Origin of the sequence: Streptomyces sp. NPDC050508, from assembly GCF_040655155.1 — a bacterium.
GTDB lineage: Bacteria > Actinomycetota > Actinomycetes > Streptomycetales > Streptomycetaceae > Streptomyces.
This window is the reverse complement of record NZ_JBFAJJ010000023.1, coordinates 97,780-118,863: the sequence shown is the minus strand read 5'-3', so window position 1 is coordinate 118,863 and position 21,084 is coordinate 97,780. Positions and strand designations below refer to the sequence as shown.

Genomic DNA, 21,084 nt, shown 5'->3' with positions numbered 1-21,084 from the left:
GCAAGACCTCCCGCTCCATCTGACGCTCCGTCAGGTACGGCGCTACGATGCCCCGCATCCACCGATCCCGAGGAGGCCCGCATGGGCAAGCTGGACGGGCGCGTCGTTCTGGTCACCGGAGCGGCGCGTGGGCAGGGGGAGCAGGAGGCGCGGCTGTTCGCGGCCGAGGGCGCGAAAGTCGTCGTGGCCGATGTGCTGGACGAGCAAGGGGAGGCGCTGGCAAAGGAGTTGGGTGCGTCCGCGTCCTACGTCCATCTCGATGTCGGTGCGGAGGCGGACTGGAGCGCCGCCGTGGGGGCCGCCAAGGAGGCGTACGGGCGGATCGACGGGCTGGTCAACAACGCGGGGATCCTGCGGTTCAACTCCCTTGTGGACACGCCCCTTGAGGAGTTCATGCAGGTCGTGCGGGTGAACCAGGTCGGCTGCTTCCTCGGGATCAAGGCCGTGGCGGCGGCGATGGAGGACGGCGGCACGATCGTCAACACGGCCTCGTACACGGCGGTGACCGGGATGGCGGCCGTCGGCGCGTACGCGGCCACCAAGCACGCCATCCTCGGCCTCACCCGCGTCGCCGCGCTGGAGTTGGCCGACCGGAGGATCCGGGTCAACGCGATGTGCCCGGGCGCCATCGACACCGCGATGTCCAACCCGGCCCAGCTGGACCCGGACGCGGACGTCGAGGAGATGTCCCGGGCGCTCGACGAGTTGTACCGCAAGCTCGTACCGCTCGGCCGGATCGGGAAGCCGGCGGAGGTCGCCCGCCTCGCGCTCTTCCTGAGCTGTGACGACTCGTCCTACATCACCGGGCAGCCGTTCGTGATCGACGGGGGCTGGCTGGCCGGGGTCAGTGTCTTCTGAGTCCTCTGGCGGCGTCTCGCGGTATCTGACAGGGCGTCATCTATTGACGAATCTGACGCAGCGTCAGAAAGTCGTAGCACTCATAGGAACCATCTGGACTGGGGACGGTGAACCTCCTTGGAATTCGGGCTCTTTGTACAGGGATACGTGGGCAAGCGTGCCGAGACGGACCCGCTGGCCGAGCACAAGGCGCTGATGGAGGAGACCGAGTACGTCATCCAGGCGGACAAGTCCGGCTTCAAGTACGCCTGGGCGTCCGAGCACCACTTCCTGGAGGAGTACTCGCACCTCTCGGCCAACGACGTCTTCCTCGGCTACCTCGCCCACGCGACGGACCGCATCCACCTCGGGTCGGGCATCTTCAACCCCCTCGCGCAGGTCAACCACCCGGTGAAGGTCGCCGAGAAGGTCGCCATGCTCGACCATCTCACCGGCAACCGCTTCGAGTTCGGCAGCGGGCGTGGCGCCGGGTCGCACGAGATCCTCGGGTTCATACCGGGCGTGACCGACATGAACTACACCAAGGAGATCTGGGAAGAGACCATCGCCGAGTTCCCCAAGATGTGGCTCCAGGACGAGTACGTCGGCTTCCAGGGCAAGCACTGGCAGCTGCCGCCGCGCAAGATCCTGCCCAAGCCGTACGGCAAGGCGCACCCCGCGATGTGGTACGCCGCCGGGTCGCCTCCGTCGTACGCCATGGCCGCGCGCAAGGGGCTGGGGGTGCTGGGGTTCAGCATCCAGAAGGTGTCCGACATGGAGTGGGTGCTGGAGCAGTACAAGACGGCGATCGTGAACGCGGAGCCGGTCGGGGCGTTCGTCAACGACAACGTCATGGTGACCACGACGGCGATCTGCGCGCCGACCCATGACGAGGCGATCCGGATCGCCACGAGTGGGGGGCTGCACTATCTGCCCTCGCTGGTGTTCCGGTACCACGACACGTTTCCTCGGCCTGAGGGGTTTCCGGTGTGGCCGGAGACCTTGCCCGAATACACGCCGGAGTTTGTCGAACTCCTCGTGGAAGAGGAGCTGTTGATCTGTGGGGATCCCGATGAGGTGCTCACGCAGTGCAAGCGGTGGGAGCAGGCCGGGGCGGATCAGTTGAGCTTCGGGTTGCCGGTGGGGGTGCCGAAGGAGGAGACGTTGCAGACGATTCGGTTGATCGGGGAGCACGTGATTCCGAAGATCGACACGGATCCTGTTCATCGGACTACGCGGTTCCGGGAGACGGCCTGAGGTTGTACGGCGGCTGCGGGTGCGTGGGGGCTGGTCGCGCAGTTCCCCGCGCCCCTGAAAACAAGCGGAGTTGAGGAGGCGCCCCATGCTTGATCACGTCATCAAAGGTGTCACCGTCGTTGATGGGACGGGGGCGCCTGGGTTCGTCGCCGACGTGGGGATACGGGACGGGCGTATCGCCGTTGTCGGTACGGTGGTTGAGGAGTCCCGTACCGCCGAGGACGCGCACGGACTTGTTCTCGCGCCGGGGTTCGTCGACCCCCATACCCACTACGACGCCCAGCTCTTCTGGGACCCGTATGCCACGCCGTCCCTCAACCACGGGGTGACGACCGTCGCCGCCGGGAACTGTGGGTTCACGCTCGCACCCCTGAAGCCGGCGGACGCCGACTACACGCGGCGGATGATGTCCAAGGTCGAGGGGATGTCGCTGGTCGCGCTGGAGGAGGGGGCGCCCTGGAGTTGGCGTGGGTTCGGGGAGTATCTGGACGCGCTCGAAGGGCGGATCGCCGTCAACGCCGGGTTCATGGTGGGGCACTGTGCGCTGCGCCGGTATGTGATGGGGGCGGATGCCGTGGGTGGGCAGCCGAGTGAGGAGCAACTCGCCGAGATCGTACGGCTGTTGCACGCGGCCATGGACGCGGGTGCCTGGGGTTTCTCCACCACCCAGTCCTCCACTCACTCCGATGGGGACGGGAAGCCCGTTGCCTCCCGGCATGCGTTGCCCGCCGAACTCATCGCGCTTTCCAGGGCAGTTGGTGAGCACGAGGGGACGCAGATCGAGGCGATCGTCGCCGGGTGTCTGGATCAGTTCAGTGACGCGGAGATCGATCTGTTCGTCGAGATGAGCGCGGTGGCGGGGCGTCCGCTGAACTGGAATGTGTTGACGATCGATGCCGCTGTGCCTGAGCGTGTGCCTCGGCAGCTGTTCGCGAGTGAGCGGGCTCGGAAGGCCGGGGGGCGGGTCGTCGCCCTGACCATGCCGATCCTCACGCCCATGAACATGTCCCTCGGCACCTTCTGCGCGCTGAACCTGATACCCGGGTGGGGATCGGTGCTGAGCCTGCCCGTGCCCGAGCGGATCGCCAGGCTGCGCGAACCCGACGTGCGCGCCGAGATGCTGCGGAACGCCAACAGCAAGGAGGCGGGCGTCTTCCGGCGGCTCGCGAACTTCGGGCGGTATGTGATCGGCGATACGTACAGCGCGGCCAACGAGGGGCTGACCGGGCGGGTGGTGAAGGACATCGCCGCGGAACGGGGCCAGGAGCCCTTTGAGTGTCTGGTCGAGATCTGTGCGGCTGATGAGCTGCGGACGGTGCTTTGGCCGATGCCCTCCGACAATGACCCGGCCTCCTGGGCGCTGCGTGCCGAGACCTGGCAGCACGAGGATGTGTTGCTTGGGGGGTCCGATGCCGGGGCGCATCTGGATCGGATGTGTGGGGCGCCGTACACGACCCGGTTCATCGGGGACTGTGTGCGCGGGCGGAAGTTGGTGGGGTTGGAGCAGGCCGTGAAGATGCTGACCGACGATCCGGCGCGGCTGTTCGGGCTGCGGGAGCGGGGGCAGTTGCGGGAGGGCTGGCATGCGGACCTGGTGCTCTTCGACCCGGAACGGATCGACGCCGGCAAGGCCACCCTGGTGCACGACCTGCCGGGTGACAGTCCGCGCCTGGACTCCAAGGCGATCGGGATACGGGCCGTGTGGGTCAACGGAGTTGAGGCCATCCGGGACGACGTGGTGAGCGGGAACGTGCCGGGGCGGGTGCTGCGGTCGGGGCGGGACACCAGGACGGTGAGCACGAAGTGAGTTCCCAAGTCGCGGGCGAGCAGAGGTTGTTCGTCGGCGGGGAGTGGGTCGAGCCCGACGGTGGGTATTACGCCGTGGTCGATCCGGCTACCGAGGAGACCGTGGGGTGGGCGCCTGAAGCCTCGCGGGGGCAGGTGTTCGCCGCTGCCGCCGCTGCCCGGGAGGCGTACGGGGCGTGGTCGCGCACGCCGGCCGAGGAGCGCGCGGCGGTTCTCGGGCGGGCGGCGGACATCATCCGTGGCGGGCTCGTGTCGTACGCCGAACTCGCCCAGGCGGAGACCGGCGCCACGACCGGGACCGCGCGGGGCATGCAAGTGGGCGTGGCCGCCGCCCGGTTCCGGCGGTACGCGACCGTCGAGCCGGCCGAGTGGGCGATCGCGCCGCAGGTCAACGAGGCGGGCCCGTTCGGGCGGGCGGCCGTCATGGGTGCGCTTGCCGTACGGCAGCCGGTGGGTGTCGTTGCCTGCATCACGTCGTACAACAACCCCTGGGCCAACCCCGCCGGGAAGATCGCCCCCGCCCTCGCCATGGGCAACACGGTGGTGGTGAAACCGGCCCCGCAGGATCCGCTGTCCGTCTACCGCATGGCGGAGGCGCTGGAGGCGGCCGGGGTGCCGCGCGGGGTCGTGAACGTCGTCAACGGGCAGTCCGTGGAGGTCGGTGAGGCGGCGGTCGAGTCCGGTGACGTCGACATGGTCAGCTTCACCGGGTCCACGGCTGTCGGGCAGCGGATCGCCGAGGTGTGCGGGCGCGGTATGAAGCGGCAGTTGATGGAGCTGGGCGGGAAGGGGGCAGCTGTTGTCTTCGACGACGCGGATGTCGCCTCCGCCGTGTCCGGGATCGGGACGACCTTCTCCTTCTACAGCGGGCAGATCTGTACGGCGCCGACGCGGGTGCTGGCGCAGCGCGGTGTGTATGAGCGGGTCGTCGAGCAACTCGCCGGATACGCACGGGCGTTGAAGGTCGGTGATCCGCGCTCGCCGGACACGGTGGTCGGGCCGGTGATCTCCGCCGCGCACCGGGAGCGCGTCGAGTCGTACGTCGAACTCGGCCGGAAGGAAGGGGCGATCGTCGTCGCGGGTGGCGAACGGCCCTCCGACGGACCGGGGTTCCTCGTCGCGCCCACCGTCCTGGCCGACTGCGGCGCCGATATGCGGGTCGTCCGTGAGGAGATCTTCGGGCCGGTGGTCGTGGTCGTCCCCTTCGACGAGGAGGAGGAAGGGGTGGCCCTCGCCAACGACAGCGACTACGGCCTCATCGACTACGTCTGGTCGGGGGACGTGGCCCGGGCGTTCCGGGTGGCGCGGCTGCTGCGGGCCGGCGGGGTGGGGGTCAACACCGTGGGCCGCAACATGGAGGCGCCGTTCGGGGGGTTCAAGAAGAGCGGGGTCGGGCGGGACGTCGGGTCGTACGCGCTGCACGCGTACAGCGAGGTGCAGGCGATCGTGTGGCCGGGGTGAGACGCCGGGCCGGCTATCGGTACCAGTCGTCCCCCTCCGCCGTGAGCGAGCGGTCGAGGTAGTCCCGCAGGTCCCCGGCCACCCACCGGCGGCTGTCGTCCTCGTGCTCCCATACGAAGACGTCGGGCCGCTCGTCGGGAACGCGCACGAACGCGAACTGGTCGCCGCCGCCGTTGTCACCGAAGAACAGCAGCGGCTCGAACGGCATGTAGAGGTCGGCGAACGTCGGGTCCGACCAGAAGTGCAGGTTGTCCTCGACGATCCGTTCCAGGGGCCAGACGGTGTCGAGTCCGTAGGGGCCGCTGATGCCGTTCGTCTCCCCGAGCAGGTCCGCGAGCGCGGCGGGGAGTCGCCGCCCGAGCCTCCGCTCCGCCGCGCGGAGGGTCGGTGGGGCGACAGGTACGCCGAACTCGGTCTCGGAACAGGCCTGTTGGGCGGCGGCTTTCCACATGGGTGCAGGGTAGGCCGGGCTCAGTGCCGGAGATCCACCCGCACCGTCAACAGGCTCGACCCCATCGCCTTCACCGCCGCGCTGTTGAAGCGGGGCAGGGTGCGCAGGCGGGCCTGGGGGTCGTCGTCGGGGAGCAGGTGCGCGGTGCCGGTGTGCCAGCGGCCCATGATCCGTACCCGTACCTCCGGGTTCGCCTTGATGTTGCGGACGTACTGGGAGAGCTCCCCGAACTCCGAGACCAGCCAGAAGGTGTCGCCGACCCGGCGTCCGCCGAGCGGGGTGCGGCGCGGCTTGCCGGAGACGCGGCCGGTGGTCTCCAGGACGGTCTGGGTGGGGAGGCGTCGCGTGACCGAGTTCAGCAGGCGCTGGAATCTCGTGACATTGCGGTACTTGGACTCGGGGGTGTTCGGCATCGGTTTCCGGATCTCCTGTCGGCTGGCCGCGTCGTGGACTTCAATGATCCCGTGCGCGTCGTGACGTGGAACCTGTGGTGGCGGTACGGGCCCTGGGAGGCCCGGCAGAAGGCGATTCTTGCCGTGTTGCGGGAACTGCGCCCCGATGTCGTCGGGTTGCAGGAGGTGTGGGACACCGGGGGCGCCGGCGGTGAGAACCTCGCCGCGTGGCTCGCCTCGGAACTCGGTATGCACTGGACCTGGGGAGCCTCTCACGATCCCGGGTTCTGGCAGCGGCGCCTCGGCGACCCCACCGTCGGCATCGGCAACGCCGTCCTCAGCCGCTGGCCCATCGCCGAGCAGGCCGTGCTGCCGCTGCCGCCGGGTGATGGAGACGGCGGTCGGCTCGCGCTCTACGCGGGGCTGGACGCGCCGGGCCACCGAATCCCCTTCTTCACCGTCCACCTCTCCTCCGCCACCGACGCCTCGGCCGTACGGTGCCAACAGGTCACCGCACTCGCGGAGTTCGTCGCCGAGCACCGTGGCGACGGCCCCTTCCCGTCCGTCGTCACCGGCGACTTCAACGCCTGGCCCGACTCGGACGAGGTGCGGCTCTTCGGGGGGTACAGGACCGCGCCGGCCGTGGGTGGTCAAGTCCTCATCGACGCCTGGGACTTCGCCGAGCCGGGGGCGCCCTCAGCTACCTGGGACCTCGCGAATCCCTACGTGGCGGGCACGTTCGGGCCGAGTGTTCGTATCGACTACGTCTTCGTCGAGCCGACCGGGAAGGGCGGGCTCGGCCATGTACGGGGCGTACGGCGGGCCGGGTACGGGCCGGTCGACGGGGTGTGGCCGACCGACCACGCGGCCGTTGTCGTCGATCTGAGCGCCTAGTTCACCGGTTCACCGCTCGGCTTCACGGCTCGGCTTCACCGCTTGGCTTCGCCCAGGAAGATCGGGTTCGTGAACGCGGCCAGCGCCCCCGGCACCGGTCCCGCCGCCGTCTCGTGCCTCAACTCGGCCCGTACGTAAGCCGCGTAGGAGGCGGTCGTGTGCCACTCGACGGCCCCCGCCCCGGAGACGGACAGCGGATCGCTGGTGAACAGCACCCCCTGGTCGGTCACGAAGCGGACCGTGCAGCGCGGGGCGCCGGTGGCTTCCAGCCGTACCGTGACCGGCGTGTCCGCATCCACCTTCAACCGCTCGCCGATTCCCGCGTGTTCGGCCCGCCCGCCGGATGCGGTGAAGGAGAGGGTGAGGTTCCTGGACTCGGCGACGTAGGAACGGCCCGCGCGGATGCCGTCCTGGATCGCCTCCCTCGTCAAGTCCTCGGCCAGGACCACGGTTTGGGGCAGGCCGATCGCGTCCGGGTCGCGGTGGGCGTCGCTGTTGCCCATCGCCGGAAGCCACTCCCGGTTCTCCCGCACGGACGCCACCAGCGTCGCGTCCCAGGACGCCAGGGCGACCTCGTCGTCGGGCGTGTAGGGGCCGTTCCACACCTCCACGGCGTCCGCCTCGCCGAAGCCGAACTTCCAGGCGCAGCCGATGCAGGTGGCGTGCGGATGGGCGGGCACGACCAGGCCGCCGGCCCGCCGGATCTCGCGGGCGAACCGTCCGAAGCGGTTGTCGCGCGCCCGGTAGCGCCAGTCGACGAAGGTGCCGGGCTCGGTGCCGAGGGCGACGACGTGACCGTTCCTCGTCGTCACCTCCTCGCCCAGCATGATCAGCAGGTCGTCGCCCGCCTCCGAGGCCCAATGGGCGTGCGAGGACTGGGTGTTGTGCTCGGACGAGTTGATGAAGTCCAGGCCGGCCGCGCGCGCCAGCGCCGCGATCTCGGCGGGGGTGCGGCGCCCGTCCGAGTACCAGGAGTGCATGTGGCAGTCACCCCGGTACCAGGCCCGCCCCCGCCCCTTCGCCCGCTCCGGCGGGTACACCGGCGTCGGGGCGACGCCCGGTTCGCCGTAGGTGAGCGTGATCGTGAGCTCGTACGACAGTCCCTGCGGGGACACCGTGTAGGGGCCCAGCGCGATGTGCCACGTGCCTTCGCGCACCGGGCCGGGGAGGTAGCCGGGCGTCGCGTCGTCGACCCGGATGAAGAACTCCGTGCGCGCCCCGCCCGACCAGCCCCGGAAACCCCGGCCGCCCAGGCCCGTGCCGTGCTGGTCGAAGACGCCGATGTCGAGGGCGTTGCCCTGGGTGCCGGCCGGGACGGACGGCCTGTCGTACGTGTACGCCACCTTGAGCTCGCGGACCCCCGAGGGCACCTCGACAGGCACATACACATAGTCGGGCGAACCGGTCGGGAGCGTGCCCCGTACCGTCCGCGTCTCCTGGGCGCCGCTCGCCGGGGTCGCCGCACCGCTCGCGAAGGTCACGCTTCCCAAGGTAAGCGCGGCGGTGGCGCCCGTCACGATCAGTGCGCGTCTGCTGGTGCTGTTTCCGTGATCGTCGTCGCACATGCTGCTGCTCCCGGGGTGTCGTGAGTGACAGGGATGGCGCGGAGGTGAGCGGAGGTGACCTGTACGACTCTGATAGTCGGCTGTGAACTCCCGTGCAAGGAAAGGGAATCGGCGGGTGTCGGGAAACCGGAGTCGGCATGGGAGGAGGGCGGAACTGGTACGGGCGAGGAGGGAGTGCTCCCACTGCCAGTGACACCGTGTAACGACCTGCCCGGCCGGAACGAATCGGGCGCCCCTCTTTGGCCTGATCAGACCGATCGTATGCTCGAAGGATGACGACTCCCGCGAGCTCCGGAACCGGCCCGACCGAGAACTCCATGCGTCGCGCCCTCAAACGCGCCCGTGACGGCGTCGCCCTCGACGTGACGGAAGCGGCGGTGCTGCTTCAAGCCCGCGGCGAGGCCCTCGACGACCTCACCGCCTCGGCCGCCCGGGTGCGCGACGCGGGCCTGGAGGCGGCCGGCCGCCCCGGCGTGATCACGTACTCGAAGAGCGTCTTCATCCCCCTCACCCGCCTCTGCCGCGACAAGTGCCACTACTGCACCTTCGTCACCGTCCCCGGCAAGCTCCGCCGCGCCGGCCACGGCATGTTCATGTCCCCGGACGAGGTCCTCGACATCGCGCGCAAGGGCGCCGAACTCGGCTGCAAGGAAGCCCTGATCACCCTCGGCGACAAGCCCGAGGACCGCTGGCCGGAGGCGCGCGAGTGGCTCGACGCGCACGGCTACGACGACACGATCGCCTACGTCCGCGCCATCTCCATCCGCATCCTGGAGGAGACGGGCCTGCTGCCCCACCTCAACCCCGGCGTGATGACCTGGACGGACTTCCAGCGCCTCAAGCCGGTCGCCCCGTCCATGGGCATGATGCTGGAGACGACCGCGACCCGCCTCTGGTCCGAGCCGGGCGGCCCGCACTACGGCTCGCCGGACAAGGAGCCCGCCGTACGCCTGCGCGTGCTGGAGGACGCGGGCCGGTCCTCGGTCCCCTTCACCTCGGGCATCCTGATCGGCATCGGCGAGACGTACGAGGAGCGCGCGGACTCCCTCTTCGCACTCCGCAAGATCTCGCGGTCCTACCACGGCATCCAGGAACTGATCATCCAGAACTTCCGCGCCAAGCCGGACACGGCGATGCGCGGCATGCCGGACGCGGAACTGGACGAACTGGTGGCGACGGTCGCGGTGGCGCGCCACATCATGGGCCCGGCGGCCTGCATCCAGGCACCCCCCAACCTCGTCGACTCCGAGTACAAGCGCCTGATCGGCGCGGGCATCGACGACTGGGGCGGGGTGTCGCCGCTGACGATCGACCACGTGAACCCCGAACGCCCCTGGCCGCAGATCGAGTTGCTGCGCGAACAGTCGGCAGAGGCGGGCTTCGAACTACGCGAACGCCTCTGCGTGTACCCGGAGTTCGTGGGCCGCGGCGAACCCTGGCTGGACCCACGCCTGCTGCCGCACGTACGGGCACTGGCGGACCCGGAGACAGGCCTGGCCCTCCCCGATGCGGTTGTGGAGGGCCACGCGTGGCAGGAACCGGAGGAGGCGTTCGTAGCGACGGGCCGGACGGATCTGCATGTGTCCATCGACACGGAGGGCCGTACGTCCGACCGCCGTGACGACTTCGACGAGGTCTACGGCGACTGGGCCGCCCTGCGCGAGGCGGCGGCACCCGGCATGGTCCCCGAGCGCATCGACACGGACGTACGGCAGGCACTGGCGACGGCGGCCGACGACCCCACTCGCCTCACCGACGCGGAGGCCCTCGCCCTGCTGCACGCGGACGGCCCGGCGCTGGACGCGCTGACGCGGATCGCGGACGACGTACGGAAGTCGGCGGTCGGCGACGACGTCACCTACATCGTCACTCGCAACATCAACTTCACCAACGTCTGCTACACGGGCTGCCGTTTCTGCGCCTTCGCGCAGCGCCGTACGGACGCGGACGCGTACACGCTCTCCCTGGACCAGGTGGCGGACCGCGCCCAACAGGCCTGGGAAGTCGGGGCAGTCGAGGTCTGCATGCAGGGCGGCATCCACCCCGACCTGCCCGGCACGGCGTACTTCGACATCGCGAAGGCGGTGAAGGAACGCGTGCCCGGCATGCACGTTCACGCCTTCTCCCCGATGGAAGTGGTCAACGGCGCGACGCGCACGGGCCTTTCCATCCGCGAGTGGCTGACGGCGGCGAAGGAAGCGGGCCTTGACACCATCCCCGGCACGGCGGCGGAGATCCTGGACGACGAGGTCCGCTGGGTCCTCACGAAGGGCAAGCTGCCGACGGCGACGTGGATCGAAGTCGTCACGACGGCACACGAGTTGGGCATCAGGTCGAGCTCGACGATGATGTACGGCCACGTGGACCAGCCGAGGCACTGGCTGGGCCACCTGCGGACGCTGGCGTCCATCCAGCAACAGACGGGCGGTTTCACCGAGTTCGTGACGCTGCCGTTCATCCACACGAACGCGCCGGTGTACTTGGCGGGGATCGCTCGCCCGGGCCCGACGATGCGGGACAACAGGGCGGTAGTGGCGATGGCGAGGTTGCTGCTCCACCCCCACATCCCCAACATCCAGACGAGCTGGGTGAAGTTGGGCTCGGAGGGCGCGGCGGAGATGCTGCGCTCCGGTGCGAACGACCTCGGCGGCACGCTGATGGAGGAGACGATCTCGCGGATGGCGGGTTCGTCGTACGGCTCGTACAAGTCGGTACGGGACCTGGTCGCCGTAGCGGAGCTGGCGGGCCGCCCGGCGCGACCGCGCACCACGCTGTACGGCGAGGTGTCGGAGGAGCGCCAGCGGGCGGCGGCGGTCTCGGACGGGCACCTGCCGGAGCTGCTGCCCGTGCTGGACTGAGGTCAGGGTGTGCGGATGGGGGCCGGTACGATGATCCGACCCCTGTTCGATAGGGATGTGGGGGCTGTGTAGCTGAGGAGATGCGTGCCGTGCCTGCCTCGAAGGTCTGGGTGACCGGTCTGACGGTGGGAGCGGTCGCCGCGGTCACGGTTCTGGCCGTCCAGGCCAACAAGGGGCCGCACCCGAAGGCGTCCGCCGCCCGCCCGAGCGCCTCGGTGTCCGCGCACGCGTCCACGTCCCCGAAGCCGCACGCGACGACGGCCGCGGTACCGGCCTCCTCCGGTACCGGCCGACGCATCGTCTACGCCGTCGGCCAGAAACGCGTCTGGCTGGTCGACGCGAGCGACAAGGCGGCCCGCACATTCCCGGTCTGGCCGGGCACGGTGAGCCCCGACCCCGGCAAGTACACGGTGTCCGTCCGCAAGGACGCCACGACGGGCTCCGACGGCGTCCAGATCGAGAACATCGTCTACTTCGCCACCAAGTCCGGCCTCAACATCGCCTTCTCCAACGCGGTGGACGGCTCCTCGCCCCCGCCGGCGGCCGGAAAGCAGACCGGCGGAGTACGGATGGGCAAGGCGGACGGGGCGGCGCTGTGGACGTTCGGCACGACGAGCACCAAAGTCATAGTGGTCAAGTAGCGGACCGGTCCGCCGTCAGCTGCACGACGACCAGCACGACCCCGCTGAGCAGGAACACCCGCGTCGCCGCCTCCAGACCGTTCCAGTCCTTCGACTGCCACATCGAGAACCACTCACCGCCGATCGCGATGAACCCGGCCCCGAACAACACCATGAGCATGAGCAGCCCGTACGTGGAGAAGCGCCGCGCCCGCTCGTCGTCACGCCGAACCCACAGCCAGGTCCCGTAGACCAGCACGAGCGCGGCAAGCGTCTCCCACACGATGAGCACGACGTAGGCGGCGTCCTGCAGCCCCTTACTGGTCACCGCCCGCCACATCAGATCGTCGTCCTTGAACGTCGTGTCCATGGCCAACACATGCTGCACGAACTGCTGGTTGGTCCCGAAGTCGGTGATGTTCCCGAAGGCGACGAGGGCGATGTAGAGGGCGACGGTGGCGGTGAGGAGGGTGGCGGCGAGGGTGGCTGCGGTGCGGGGCGTGGGGGTGGTCATGACAGTTTCCTTCCCCGCGTGTGGGGGATGCTCACCGCTCGAATCAACAGGGTGTCCGCGGTGCGCGGCCCCTCGGTGGTCGACGGCAGCACGTCGACGCTGATGCCCGTGAACCCGGCCTCGCCAAGGATCTTCCCCCAGACGTGCTCCTGGAGCACCCAGCGGCGCAACGTGCTCGCTTGCCCCTCCGGGGTCTTCGCCGGAACGGCGACGGCCACGACGTCCGGCTGCGCGGGGGCGCCGCCCAGGTAGTGCGCGAGAGTGGAGAACACCAGTCGTCCGCCCGGCCTGAGGGCGGCGGCCACCGTCGACAGCAGCTCGGGCGGATCGGTGAAGTCGAGTGCGCCGAAGACGCTGTACAGCACGTCGTAGGTGCCGGCCGTCGCCCGCAGATGCGACACGGCGTCGGACGACACGATGCGCAGGCGCGGGGCGAGGTGGTCGAACAGATCGAGAGCCATCTCGCACTGCGCCGGGGAAGCATCGACAGCGACGACCTGTGCGGGCCGGTGATGCACGGTGAGGTGGGCGGCATGCCGGGCGGCCCCGGCGCCGAGGTCTCCGACGGTCAGTCCGGATAGCCCACCCAGCACTTCCGGGCCGGGACCGCTGTCCTGGCTCCAGTTCCAGTGGAAGGTGCCGGGGACCGCGCGGTCGTGCTCGGCGCGGGTGCGGCCGTAATGGTGCCAGAGGTCTGAGGGGGTGGTCGTCACCCGGACCATCCTGGCGAGCAGAGTCCGGCGTTGTGCCGATTCAGGGGGACTCTCACCCACGTCGCCGAACTTGGCGCGAACGCCGTCGTGCACGGGCGGGTGTTGGGCCGCGACTTCAGGCTGGCGCTACGGCTCGACGCCTATGCACGCTCCGTATCGAGGTGACGGACGCTCGGGGCGACCAGGTCCCCCATGTCTCGAACTCGGCCTCGGTGTACGCGGAATCTGGGCGCGGGCTGCTGCTCGTGGCCGCGTATGCAGACCGTTGGGGTGTTGATGATGAGGTCTGTCACCGGTTGCCGTTGGGCCACTCGCTTCTTTGTCAGTGTCGGGCTTCCGCGGCCCGAGTAAAGGGCGCTCCCTGCGGTCGCGTCGGCTGCGCCGATTGCGCTGCGCTCCACCCTTGACTCGGTCCGCTCCAGCCCGTTGGAGAAGCGAGCGAGCGGCCCGGAGGAACGGGTGGCCGAGGCATGAATTCCCTTGCCTGTACTGCGTTGCGGGCCGGGGTGGAGGGACGCGTCAGCCTCTCGCCTGCACGCCGCCTCGGCTCAGCGGCCAACCGCGAGTGGGCGGGTGAGTGAGTGCGTGCGTGGGTGGGTGGGGGTGCTGGAAGGTGTGTGGGTCAGACTAACCACTGACCTGTCCCATGACTGGTTAGAAATGACCCCAGCCTTTCAGGTCTGTAGGGAGAGGGGCTGGGGTGGGGTGGTCCGGAAAGTGTGACACTTCCGCTTCGACTGTCACACTTCCACGGACCGGGTACCCCGGGGGGCGCCTCAGGGCCGGGGGAGCGGGGATGTGATCGTGTCCTGTCCGTCGGCGCCCGCCACCCGCCGGGCCTCCAGCCACCCCTCTTCACTCCCCACGCCCCACTCGCCGTTGGCCGCTGAGCCGGCCCGGCGTGCTGGCGAGACGCTGACGCGCCCCCGAACACCGGCCAAGAACGCAGTACAGGCAAGGGAGTTCATGGCTGGGCCCCCCATTCCTCCGGGCCGCTCGCTCGCTTCTGAAACGGGCTGGAGCGGACCGAGTCAAGGGTGGAGCGCAGCGCAATCGGCGTAGCCGACGCGACCGTAGGGAGCGCCCTTTACTCGGGCCGTGGAAGCCCGACACTGGCCAAGAAGCGAGTGGCCCAACGGTGCTGTCGAAAACGCAGGCCGGTCCAACTCCCCGCATACCGATCCACCCCCTCAACCCACCGTCCCCGTTCGATTACAGTGCTGAACTGACTCGTACGTACGGACGGAGCCCTGAGGAGGTCTTGGTGAGTACGGCAGCCGGGGCCGTCTGGGGCCGGGTCGAGCAGCAGGACTTTCGGAGTCGGGTGCGGGGGACCCTGCTGGGGGCCGCCGTGGGGGATGCTCTCGGCGCGCCCGTCGACCTGTTGGCGATCGACGAGATCCGGGAGGGCTACGGCGCGGAAGGCGTCGTAGATCTCGTCTTCGGGTATGGGCGGCGCGGCGCCGTCACGCATCTCACGCAGCTCACCCTCTTCACCGTCGACGGGCTGATCCGGGCGCAGGTCAGACGGGATACCGGTGCCTGGCATCCGCCCACCGACCTGCACCGGGCGTATCTGCGGTGGGCCGCGACCCAGCACGACTGGGGGCCCGACGAGCGTCGTAAGGATGACGGGTGGCTTGCGCGGGAGGAGTGGCTCTATGCGCGGCGCGATCCAACTCGGGCCTGTTTGTTGGGGTTTGGGGACGAGCGGATGGGGACCCTCGACGCTCCCAAGAATCCCGGTGAGGCGGGGGGCGAGGCCGTCGCCCGGTCCGCGCCGTTCGGGCTGCTCGTGGGGTGGGAGCCGCAGCTGGTGATGCAGCTTGCCGTGGAGTGTGCCGCGCAGACTCATGGGCATCCGGTCGGGTATCTGTCCGCCGGTGCCTACGCCGTCATCGTGCACGGGCTGGCCCGGGGGGAGAGTCTCGACGGCGCTGTGCAGCGGGCGCTCGCCCTGCTTGCCGTCCGGCCCGGGCATCAGCCGGTCTCCGACGGGCTGCAGCGTGCTCTCGGTGCCGTACGGCAGGGGATGCCCACCTCCGGCCGGGTCGAGGAACTCGTGGGGGAGGGGACCGCGGAAGGAGCGCTCGCGGGTGCCGTCTACTGCGCGCTCGTCGGCGAGGACGTACGGCACGGGTTGTGTCTGGCCGTGAACCAGGGCGGGCCCTCCGGTGTCGCCGGGGCGCTCACCGGTGGGCTGCTCGGGGCCCTGCACGGCGAGACGGCCCTCCCGCCGGCCTGGTTGGCCGAACTGGAGGGCCGTCCCACGTTGCTCGTTCTCGCGGACGACTTCGCGGTGGAGATGACCCAGGGGCCCGCGTTGCACGGGCCGGCCGGGTCGTCCCCGGGCTGGATCGCCCGGTATCCGCGAGGCGCCTAGCCGCAGTGGGCAGTCGGCTATGGCTGGCTGCCCACCACGTCGTCGCCCGCGCCCGCCTGTGCCTGCGCGGGTACCGCGGCTGCCGCTGCCTCGCCGTCGTCGTCTCCGCCGCCGTTGATCTTCTCGATCAGCGCGTCTCGTTCCGGGGTGTCCTCGGGCTTCACGTAGCCGATGAGGATGTAGAGGACGAGGGAGACCGCGAGCGGTATCGATACCTGGTACTGGAGTGGGACTCCGCCGTCGACCTCCCAGTTGATCGGGTAGTTGACCAGCCAGAAGGCGAACAGGCCCGCCGCCCAGCTTGTCAGTGCCGCCGTGGGGCCGGACTTGCGGAAGGGGCGGAGCAGACCCAGCATCATCGGGATCGCGATCGGGCCCATGAGACCCGCGACCCATTTGATGACGACGGTGATGATGTCCTTGAACGTGGGCGAGTTGATCTGCGTCGCCACCGCCATCGACAGGCCGAGGAAGACGACCGTCGTCACGCGGGCCGCGATGAGCCCCGAACGGTCGTTCCAGGCACGGGCTTTGGAGGATACGACCGGTGCCACGTCACGGGTGAAGACGGCCGCGATCGCGTTGGCGTCCGACGAGCACATCGCCATCGTGTGGGAGAAGAAGCCGACGACCACCAGGCCCAACAGGCCGTGCGGCAGCAGTTGTTCGGTCATCAGGCCGTACGCGTCGGAGCCGTCCGGCTTCTGTGCGTGGACCAGGAGCGGTGACATCCACATGGGGAAGAACAGGACCGTGGGCCAGATGAGCCACAGCGCCGCCGACAGGCGGGCCGAACGCTCGGCCTCGTAGGGGCTCTTGGTGGCCATGTAGCGCTGGGCCTGGTTGAGCATGCCGCCGTTGTACTCGAAGAGCTTGATGAAGAGGAACGCGAGGAGGAAGACCGTGCCGTAGGGGCCGACGAGCGGTTTGCCGTGGCCCTGGAGGGCCGGTTCGTCCCAGGCGCCGAGGAAGCTGATGCCCTTGTCGTTCAACTTCAGTACGACGGCGACGAACATGGAGACGCCGGCCAGCAACTGGATGATGAACTGGCCGAGTTCGGTCAGCGCGTCCGCCCACAGGCCGCCGATCGTGCAGTAGACGGCCGTGATCGCGCCGGTGATGAGGATGCCCTGGTTCAGGGACACACCTGTGAAGACGGACAACAGGGTTGCGATCGCTGCCCACTTGGCTGCCACGTCCACGATCTTCAGCAGCATCCCGGACCAGGCGAGTGCCTGTTGGGTCTTCAGGTTGTAGCGGTTCTTCAAGTACTCAAGGGGGGACGCCACATGGAGCCGTGAGCGCAGCCGGTTGATGCGCGGCGCGAACAGCTTGGAGCCGATGGCGATGCCCAGCGCGATCGGGAACGACCAGGTGATGAAGGACGTGACGCCGTAGGTGTAGGCGATGCCCGCGTACCCGGTGAACATCACCGCGCTGTAGCCCGACATGTGGTGCGAGATGCCGGACAGCCACCAGGGCATCTTTCCGCCGGCCGTGAAGAAGTCGCTCACGTTGTCGACGCGCTTGTGCGACCACACGCCGATCGCCACCATCACGCCGAAATAGCCGATGAGCACGGCCCAGTCGAGCCCGTTCATATGCGCCCTCCCACGATTGAGCCGGTTCAGCCCGGGGCTCATCGTGGGCGGTCGCGCGTGAGCACGACAAGTAAGCGCACGGTCAAGGGGGAGTAAAATCGTTCGGATTGATGTTCTTGGTTCATCTATGTGAACTCATCGCATCAGCTCCCCGGCGTTGACCAGCAACGACTGTCCCGTGATCGCTCGTGCCCGTTCCGACGCCAGGAACACCGCCGCGTCCGCCACGTCCCCGTCCGTCGCCAGCTCCGGAAGCGCCATCCGGTCCGACAGCCGCTTCAGGACCTCCGCCTCCGGCACCTTCTCCGTGTGCGCGGTGAACTGCACGTACGCCTCCACCGGCGGGCCCCACATCCACCCCGGCAGCACGGTGTTCACCCGGATCCGGTACGGCCCCAACTCCCTTGCCAGCGAGTACATCGCGCTCGTCAGCGCCCCCTTCGACGCCGCGTACGCAGCCTGCCGCACCTGTGAGGGCGCGGCGACGGCCGACTGCGTCCCGATGAAGACGACCGAGCCGCCGCCCACCTCCTTCAGCGCCGGCAGACAGGCCCGCGTCATCTTCAGCGTCCCCAGCAGGTTCACGTCGATCACCGACTGCCAGGTGGCGAAGTCCGCGTCCTCGACCCCGCCGAAGTAGCTGTCCCACGCGGCGACTTGGACCACCGCGTCGACCCGCCCGAACCGCTCCCGCGCCACCGCCACGAGCGCCTCGCACTGCCCCTCGTCCGTGATGTCCGTCGCCCGGTACGCCGTATGCGCCCCGTCCGGATCGATCTCGGCGGCCGACTTGGCGAGATTCGCCTCCGTCCGCGCGCCGAGGACGGCGTTTCCCCCATCCCGTACGACGGCCGCGGCGACCTGGTGGCCGAGTCCGGCCCCGACCCCCGAGACGACGACGGTCTTGCCCGCGAGCAGTGACATCCGATCCCTCCCGGGGTCTGGCGGTTTATCTGACGGGGCGTCAGAGTATGGGCGACCGGCGGAGGACGGAAGGGGAGCGACGTGAGCGAGGAAACCCGAAGCGACGAGTACGCCGAACTGGCCGCCGTAGGACCGTACGGAGTCCGGCCAGGACACGCGCTCATCACCATGGTCGAACCGCATCCGGGCCACGAGTACGCCTACAACCGCTGGTACGAGGACGACCACTACTACGCCGGCGCGATGGCCATGCCCTGGATGTACGCCGGCCGCCGCTGGGTCGCCACCCGTGACCTCCAACTCCTGCGCTCTCCCGAGAAGTCGGCGGTCGCCCAGCCCGTCACCGCCGGCTGCTACCTCTCCACGTACTGGGTCACCGAGGGCCGCTACGACGACCACATGAAGTGGACCGTCGGCATCAACAAGCGGCTCAACCGCGACGGCCGGGTCTATCAGGACCGCACGCACGTCTTCACCGCGTTCCAGGACCACGAGGCGACCGTCTACCGCGACGGCGCGGCCGGGCCGAGGGACTTCCACGCCCTCGACCACCCTTACGCCGGGCTGGTGTTGGAGGTCATCGACAGCGAATCGGCCGGGCAGCGCGCCGAGTTGCTGGAGTGGCTGCGCTCCCGGCACCTGCCCAAGCGGCTCGTCGGGTCTCCGGCCGCGATGGTGACCGTGTTCCGGCCGACCCCGCTGCCGGGCGACCGTATGACCTACGTCAAGCAGGTCGAGGGGGTCGATACGCGGCTGACCTTGCTGTGGTTCCTGGAGGCGGATCCGCGCGACTGCTGGGAGCAGTACTTCACGGACATGGAAGCGCCGGTGAGTGAATCGGGCCTGGGGCGGGTGGAGTTGGTGGCGCCGTTCATCCCCACGGTGCCGGGCACGGACAAGTACGTGGACCGGCTCCGCTGACTACTTCAGTTCATCCGGACACGGAGTGCCCCGCGGCAACTGGTACGGCGCCGCCAGCCGATACGTCCCCGTCTTCGGGGCCAGCAGCATCGTCCACTTGTCGCCCTTGGAGTCCTCTTCCGTCTCCATCAGGCACCCGTTGAGGTTGTCGTACGTCTTCGGCGTGCCCTCGGCACGATGCTTGGACGCGTCGGTCTCCTGGGGAGCCTTGAGGCTCTTGCCCTTCGCGTCGACGATGCTCAGCCACGGCGAGTACGGGATGCGGATGAGGATCCGGCCCTTCTTCTTCACCTCGATGGTCAACTCGCCCTGCTCGGCCCGGTCCACGACCGCGTTCGGCTCGGCGAGCGGCGCCGGGTCGGTGACCTGGAACAGTTGCCAGTTGGCGTCGCCCCAGACCTGCTTCAGATACGGCATCCCCCGCTGCACCAGGGCCCGTTCGCGCTCGCCGCCGTCGCCGTCCGGTTCGTCCTTGGGCAGGACGACGTAGTGCACGGCCCAACGCTGGAGCCACTCGTGGTAGTTGGCCGAGTTGAGCGTGTCGTCGTAGAAGAGGGGGTTGCGCTCCATGTCGGCCTGGCGGTTCCAGCCGCGCGCGAGGTTGACGTACGGCGCGAGTGCGGAGGCCTCGATGTGGGAGCGGGCCGGGACGACCTCGACCCGGCCGCGCTCGGCGCCGACCTCCTGGAGTTCGTTGACGAGCGGGGCGAGTTCGTGCGACCAGGACGCGGCCGGGGCGGTGTTGATGACGTCGTCGACCGACTTGAAGCCGATCCACCCGGTGAAGCCGACGAAGGCCAGCACGATCGTGTACCACTTGCGCGAGCGCGGCACCGCGAAGGGGAGCGCGGCGATCAGGGCCACCCCGGCGAACAGCATCGCCAGCCGGCTGATGTTCGAGCCGATCTGCGAGCTGACCAGCCAGACCAGGATGACCCCGATGCTGTACACGGCCGCCGTGATCCGTACGGTCGTCCAGTCGCGCGGCACCAGGAAGTAGACGAGGACCCCGGACATCAGCGGCAGGATCACCGAGCCGAACGTCATCGGCTGCGTGCCGGAGAACGGGAACAGCCAGGCCGACACGGCCACCACGGCCGCGGGCGCGAGGCCGAGAGCCCAGGCGCCGGGGCGGCGCTTCTGCAGGAACAGGGCTACGGCGACCAGGCCCACGAACAGTCCGGCCACCGGCGACGACATGGTCGCGAGCGCCGCCAGCGGGGCCGCGCACAGGGCCTTCGCCCAGCGTTTGTAGCGCCAGCGGTAGGGCCAGCAGAAGACGACGGCCACCGCGCCGAGCCCGAACACCATGCCCAGGCCGTACGTCACCCGGCCCGACGCCGCGTTGCACAGCAGCGCGAAGACACCCGCGAGCGAGGCCCACAGTGGGTTCCGCACCGAGCGGCTGCGGATCAGGATCATGGTGAGCAGGCCCGCCGAGATCGTCCCGGCGATCATCATCGTCGTACGGACACCGAGCACCGACATCAGATACGGCGACACCACGCTGTACGACACCGGGTGCATGCCCCCGTACCAGGCGAGGTTGTACGCCGAGTCCGGGTGCCGGCCGACGAACTCCGCCCAGGCGTCCTGCGCCGCGAGATCGCCACCACTGTTCGCGAACGTGAAGAACCAGACGATGTGGAGGACGCCGGAGAGGAGCGTGAGGCCGATGACCGGGTGGCGGAGGAAGGGGGCGCGGAGACGGTCGACGAGCTGAGCCCACCGAGCGCTGCGGGAGCCTGCGCTAGCTGTCTCGTCGTCGTCCGTGCAGTGTGCGGGCAGCTGTATTCGCGGGCCGGCTACCGGGCCCGGATCGGCATCGTCGGCACGTGTCGGCTCCGCTGTGGCCACCTGAAGGCACTCCCCGTGTCCCGTCTTCTG

The 21,084-nt window shown here is 69.2% G+C and carries 17 protein-coding genes and 1 pseudogene; 10 read left to right on the top strand and 8 right to left on the bottom strand.

All coding sequences use genetic code 11. The annotated features are described in order from the left end of the window. Positions 1–81 precede the first annotated feature (81 nt). The 4 genes from AB0I69_RS42350 to AB0I69_RS42335 all read left to right on the top strand — a co-directional run bounded on the left by AB0I69_RS42350 (position 82) and on the right by AB0I69_RS42335 (position 5,361). Entirely contained in the window at positions 82–858 is a 777-nt protein-coding gene (locus tag AB0I69_RS42350; RefSeq protein WP_363101130.1) for a glucose 1-dehydrogenase, read from the top strand. A gap of 117 nt (positions 859–975) precedes the next feature. After that, positions 976–2,094 (top strand): LLM class flavin-dependent oxidoreductase, encoded by a 1,119-nt coding sequence (locus AB0I69_RS42345; RefSeq protein ID WP_363101129.1) that lies wholly within the window; start codon positions 976–978, stop codon positions 2,092–2,094. 85 nt (positions 2,095–2,179) lie between these two features. Further along, positions 2,180–3,901, top strand: a complete 1,722-nt coding sequence (locus AB0I69_RS42340) for a D-aminoacylase (protein WP_363101128.1) — start codon at positions 2,180–2,182, stop codon at positions 3,899–3,901. Beyond that, positions 3,898–5,361, top strand: coding sequence for an aldehyde dehydrogenase family protein (locus AB0I69_RS42335; RefSeq protein ID WP_363101127.1), 1,464 nt, complete (start codon positions 3,898–3,900; stop codon positions 5,359–5,361). The genes AB0I69_RS42340 and AB0I69_RS42335 overlap by 4 nt, the downstream gene beginning before the upstream one ends. Positions 5,362–5,374: 13 nt before the next feature. Here the strand turns inward: AB0I69_RS42335 and AB0I69_RS42330 are convergent, their stop codons facing one another. Both AB0I69_RS42330 and AB0I69_RS42325 read right to left on the bottom strand, forming a co-directional pair. Then, complete coding sequence (locus AB0I69_RS42330) at positions 5,375–5,812, bottom strand: SMI1/KNR4 family protein (RefSeq protein ID WP_363101126.1); 438 nt, start codon at positions 5,810–5,812, stop codon at positions 5,375–5,377. Positions 5,813–5,832: 20 nt separating this feature from the next. Next, positions 5,833–6,225 (bottom strand): nitroreductase/quinone reductase family protein, encoded by a 393-nt coding sequence (locus tag AB0I69_RS42325; RefSeq protein WP_363101125.1) that lies wholly within the window; start codon positions 6,223–6,225, stop codon positions 5,833–5,835. 51 nt (positions 6,226–6,276) lie between these two features. Here AB0I69_RS42325 and AB0I69_RS42320 point away from each other — a divergent pair, with 51 nt between their 5' ends. Then, the gene (locus AB0I69_RS42320; RefSeq protein ID WP_363101124.1) at positions 6,277–7,098 is read left to right on the top strand and encodes an endonuclease/exonuclease/phosphatase family protein; all 822 of its coding nucleotides are present in this window, start codon (positions 6,277–6,279) and stop codon (positions 7,096–7,098) included. Between the two features lie 35 nt (positions 7,099–7,133). Here AB0I69_RS42320 and AB0I69_RS42315 read toward each other — a convergent pair whose 3' ends face one another. Then, positions 7,134–8,663: a CehA/McbA family metallohydrolase gene (locus AB0I69_RS42315; protein ID WP_363101123.1), complete on the bottom strand. Its 1,530-nt coding sequence runs from the start codon at positions 8,661–8,663 to the stop codon at positions 7,134–7,136. Between the two features lie 272 nt (positions 8,664–8,935). Between AB0I69_RS42315 and AB0I69_RS42310 the strand changes: the two genes are divergently transcribed. Together AB0I69_RS42310 and AB0I69_RS42305 are read left to right on the top strand one after the other, a co-directional pair. Then, positions 8,936–11,521 carry a bifunctional FO biosynthesis protein CofGH gene (locus AB0I69_RS42310; protein WP_363101122.1) on the top strand — a complete coding sequence of 862 codons (2,586 nt, stop codon included), beginning with the start codon at positions 8,936–8,938 and terminating at the stop codon, positions 11,519–11,521. Positions 11,522–11,601: 80 nt separating this feature from the next. After that, complete coding sequence (locus AB0I69_RS42305) at positions 11,602–12,162, top strand: hypothetical protein (RefSeq protein ID WP_363101121.1); 561 nt, start codon at positions 11,602–11,604, stop codon at positions 12,160–12,162. On the opposite strand, the gene AB0I69_RS42300 is transcribed toward AB0I69_RS42305, so the two are convergent. Then, positions 12,155–12,655 (bottom strand): DUF2165 domain-containing protein, encoded by a 501-nt coding sequence (locus AB0I69_RS42300; protein WP_363101120.1) that lies wholly within the window; start codon positions 12,653–12,655, stop codon positions 12,155–12,157. The genes AB0I69_RS42305 and AB0I69_RS42300 overlap by 8 nt on opposite strands. Further along, a complete protein-coding gene (locus AB0I69_RS42295; RefSeq protein WP_363101119.1) occupies positions 12,652–13,368 on the bottom strand; it encodes a class I SAM-dependent methyltransferase in 717 nt (238 codons plus the stop codon). Before AB0I69_RS42295 ends, AB0I69_RS42300 begins: the two co-directional genes overlap by 4 nt. 60 nt (positions 13,369–13,428) lie before the next feature. Here AB0I69_RS42295 and AB0I69_RS42290 point away from each other — a divergent pair. Together AB0I69_RS42290 and AB0I69_RS42285 are read left to right on the top strand one after the other, a co-directional pair. Then, a pseudogene (locus AB0I69_RS42290) lies at positions 13,429–13,775 on the top strand (ATP-binding protein); the annotation flags it as partial. An 857-nt stretch (positions 13,776–14,632) separates the two neighbouring features. Further along, on the top strand, positions 14,633–15,751 hold the full coding sequence (locus AB0I69_RS42285) for an ADP-ribosylglycohydrolase family protein (protein ID WP_363101118.1): 1,119 nt from the start codon (positions 14,633–14,635) through the stop codon (positions 15,749–15,751). Between the two features lie 17 nt (positions 15,752–15,768). Here AB0I69_RS42285 and AB0I69_RS42280 read toward each other — a convergent pair whose 3' ends face one another. Both AB0I69_RS42280 and AB0I69_RS42275 read right to left on the bottom strand, forming a co-directional pair. After that, positions 15,769–17,352, bottom strand: coding sequence for a sodium:solute symporter family protein (locus AB0I69_RS42280; RefSeq protein WP_363101117.1), 1,584 nt, complete (start codon positions 17,350–17,352; stop codon positions 15,769–15,771). A 135-nt stretch (positions 17,353–17,487) separates the two neighbouring features. Continuing rightward, complete coding sequence (locus AB0I69_RS42275) at positions 17,488–18,276, bottom strand: SDR family oxidoreductase (protein ID WP_363101116.1); 789 nt, start codon at positions 18,274–18,276, stop codon at positions 17,488–17,490. Positions 18,277–18,357: 81 nt separating this feature from the next. Here AB0I69_RS42275 and AB0I69_RS42270 point away from each other — a divergent pair, with 81 nt between their 5' ends. Next, entirely contained in the window at positions 18,358–19,197 is an 840-nt protein-coding gene (locus AB0I69_RS42270; RefSeq protein WP_363101115.1) for a hypothetical protein, read from the top strand. On the opposite strand, the gene AB0I69_RS42265 is transcribed toward AB0I69_RS42270, so the two are convergent. Further along, complete coding sequence (locus AB0I69_RS42265) at positions 19,198–21,054, bottom strand: MFS transporter (RefSeq protein ID WP_363101114.1); 1,857 nt, start codon at positions 21,052–21,054, stop codon at positions 19,198–19,200. Positions 21,055–21,084 lie beyond the last annotated feature (30 nt).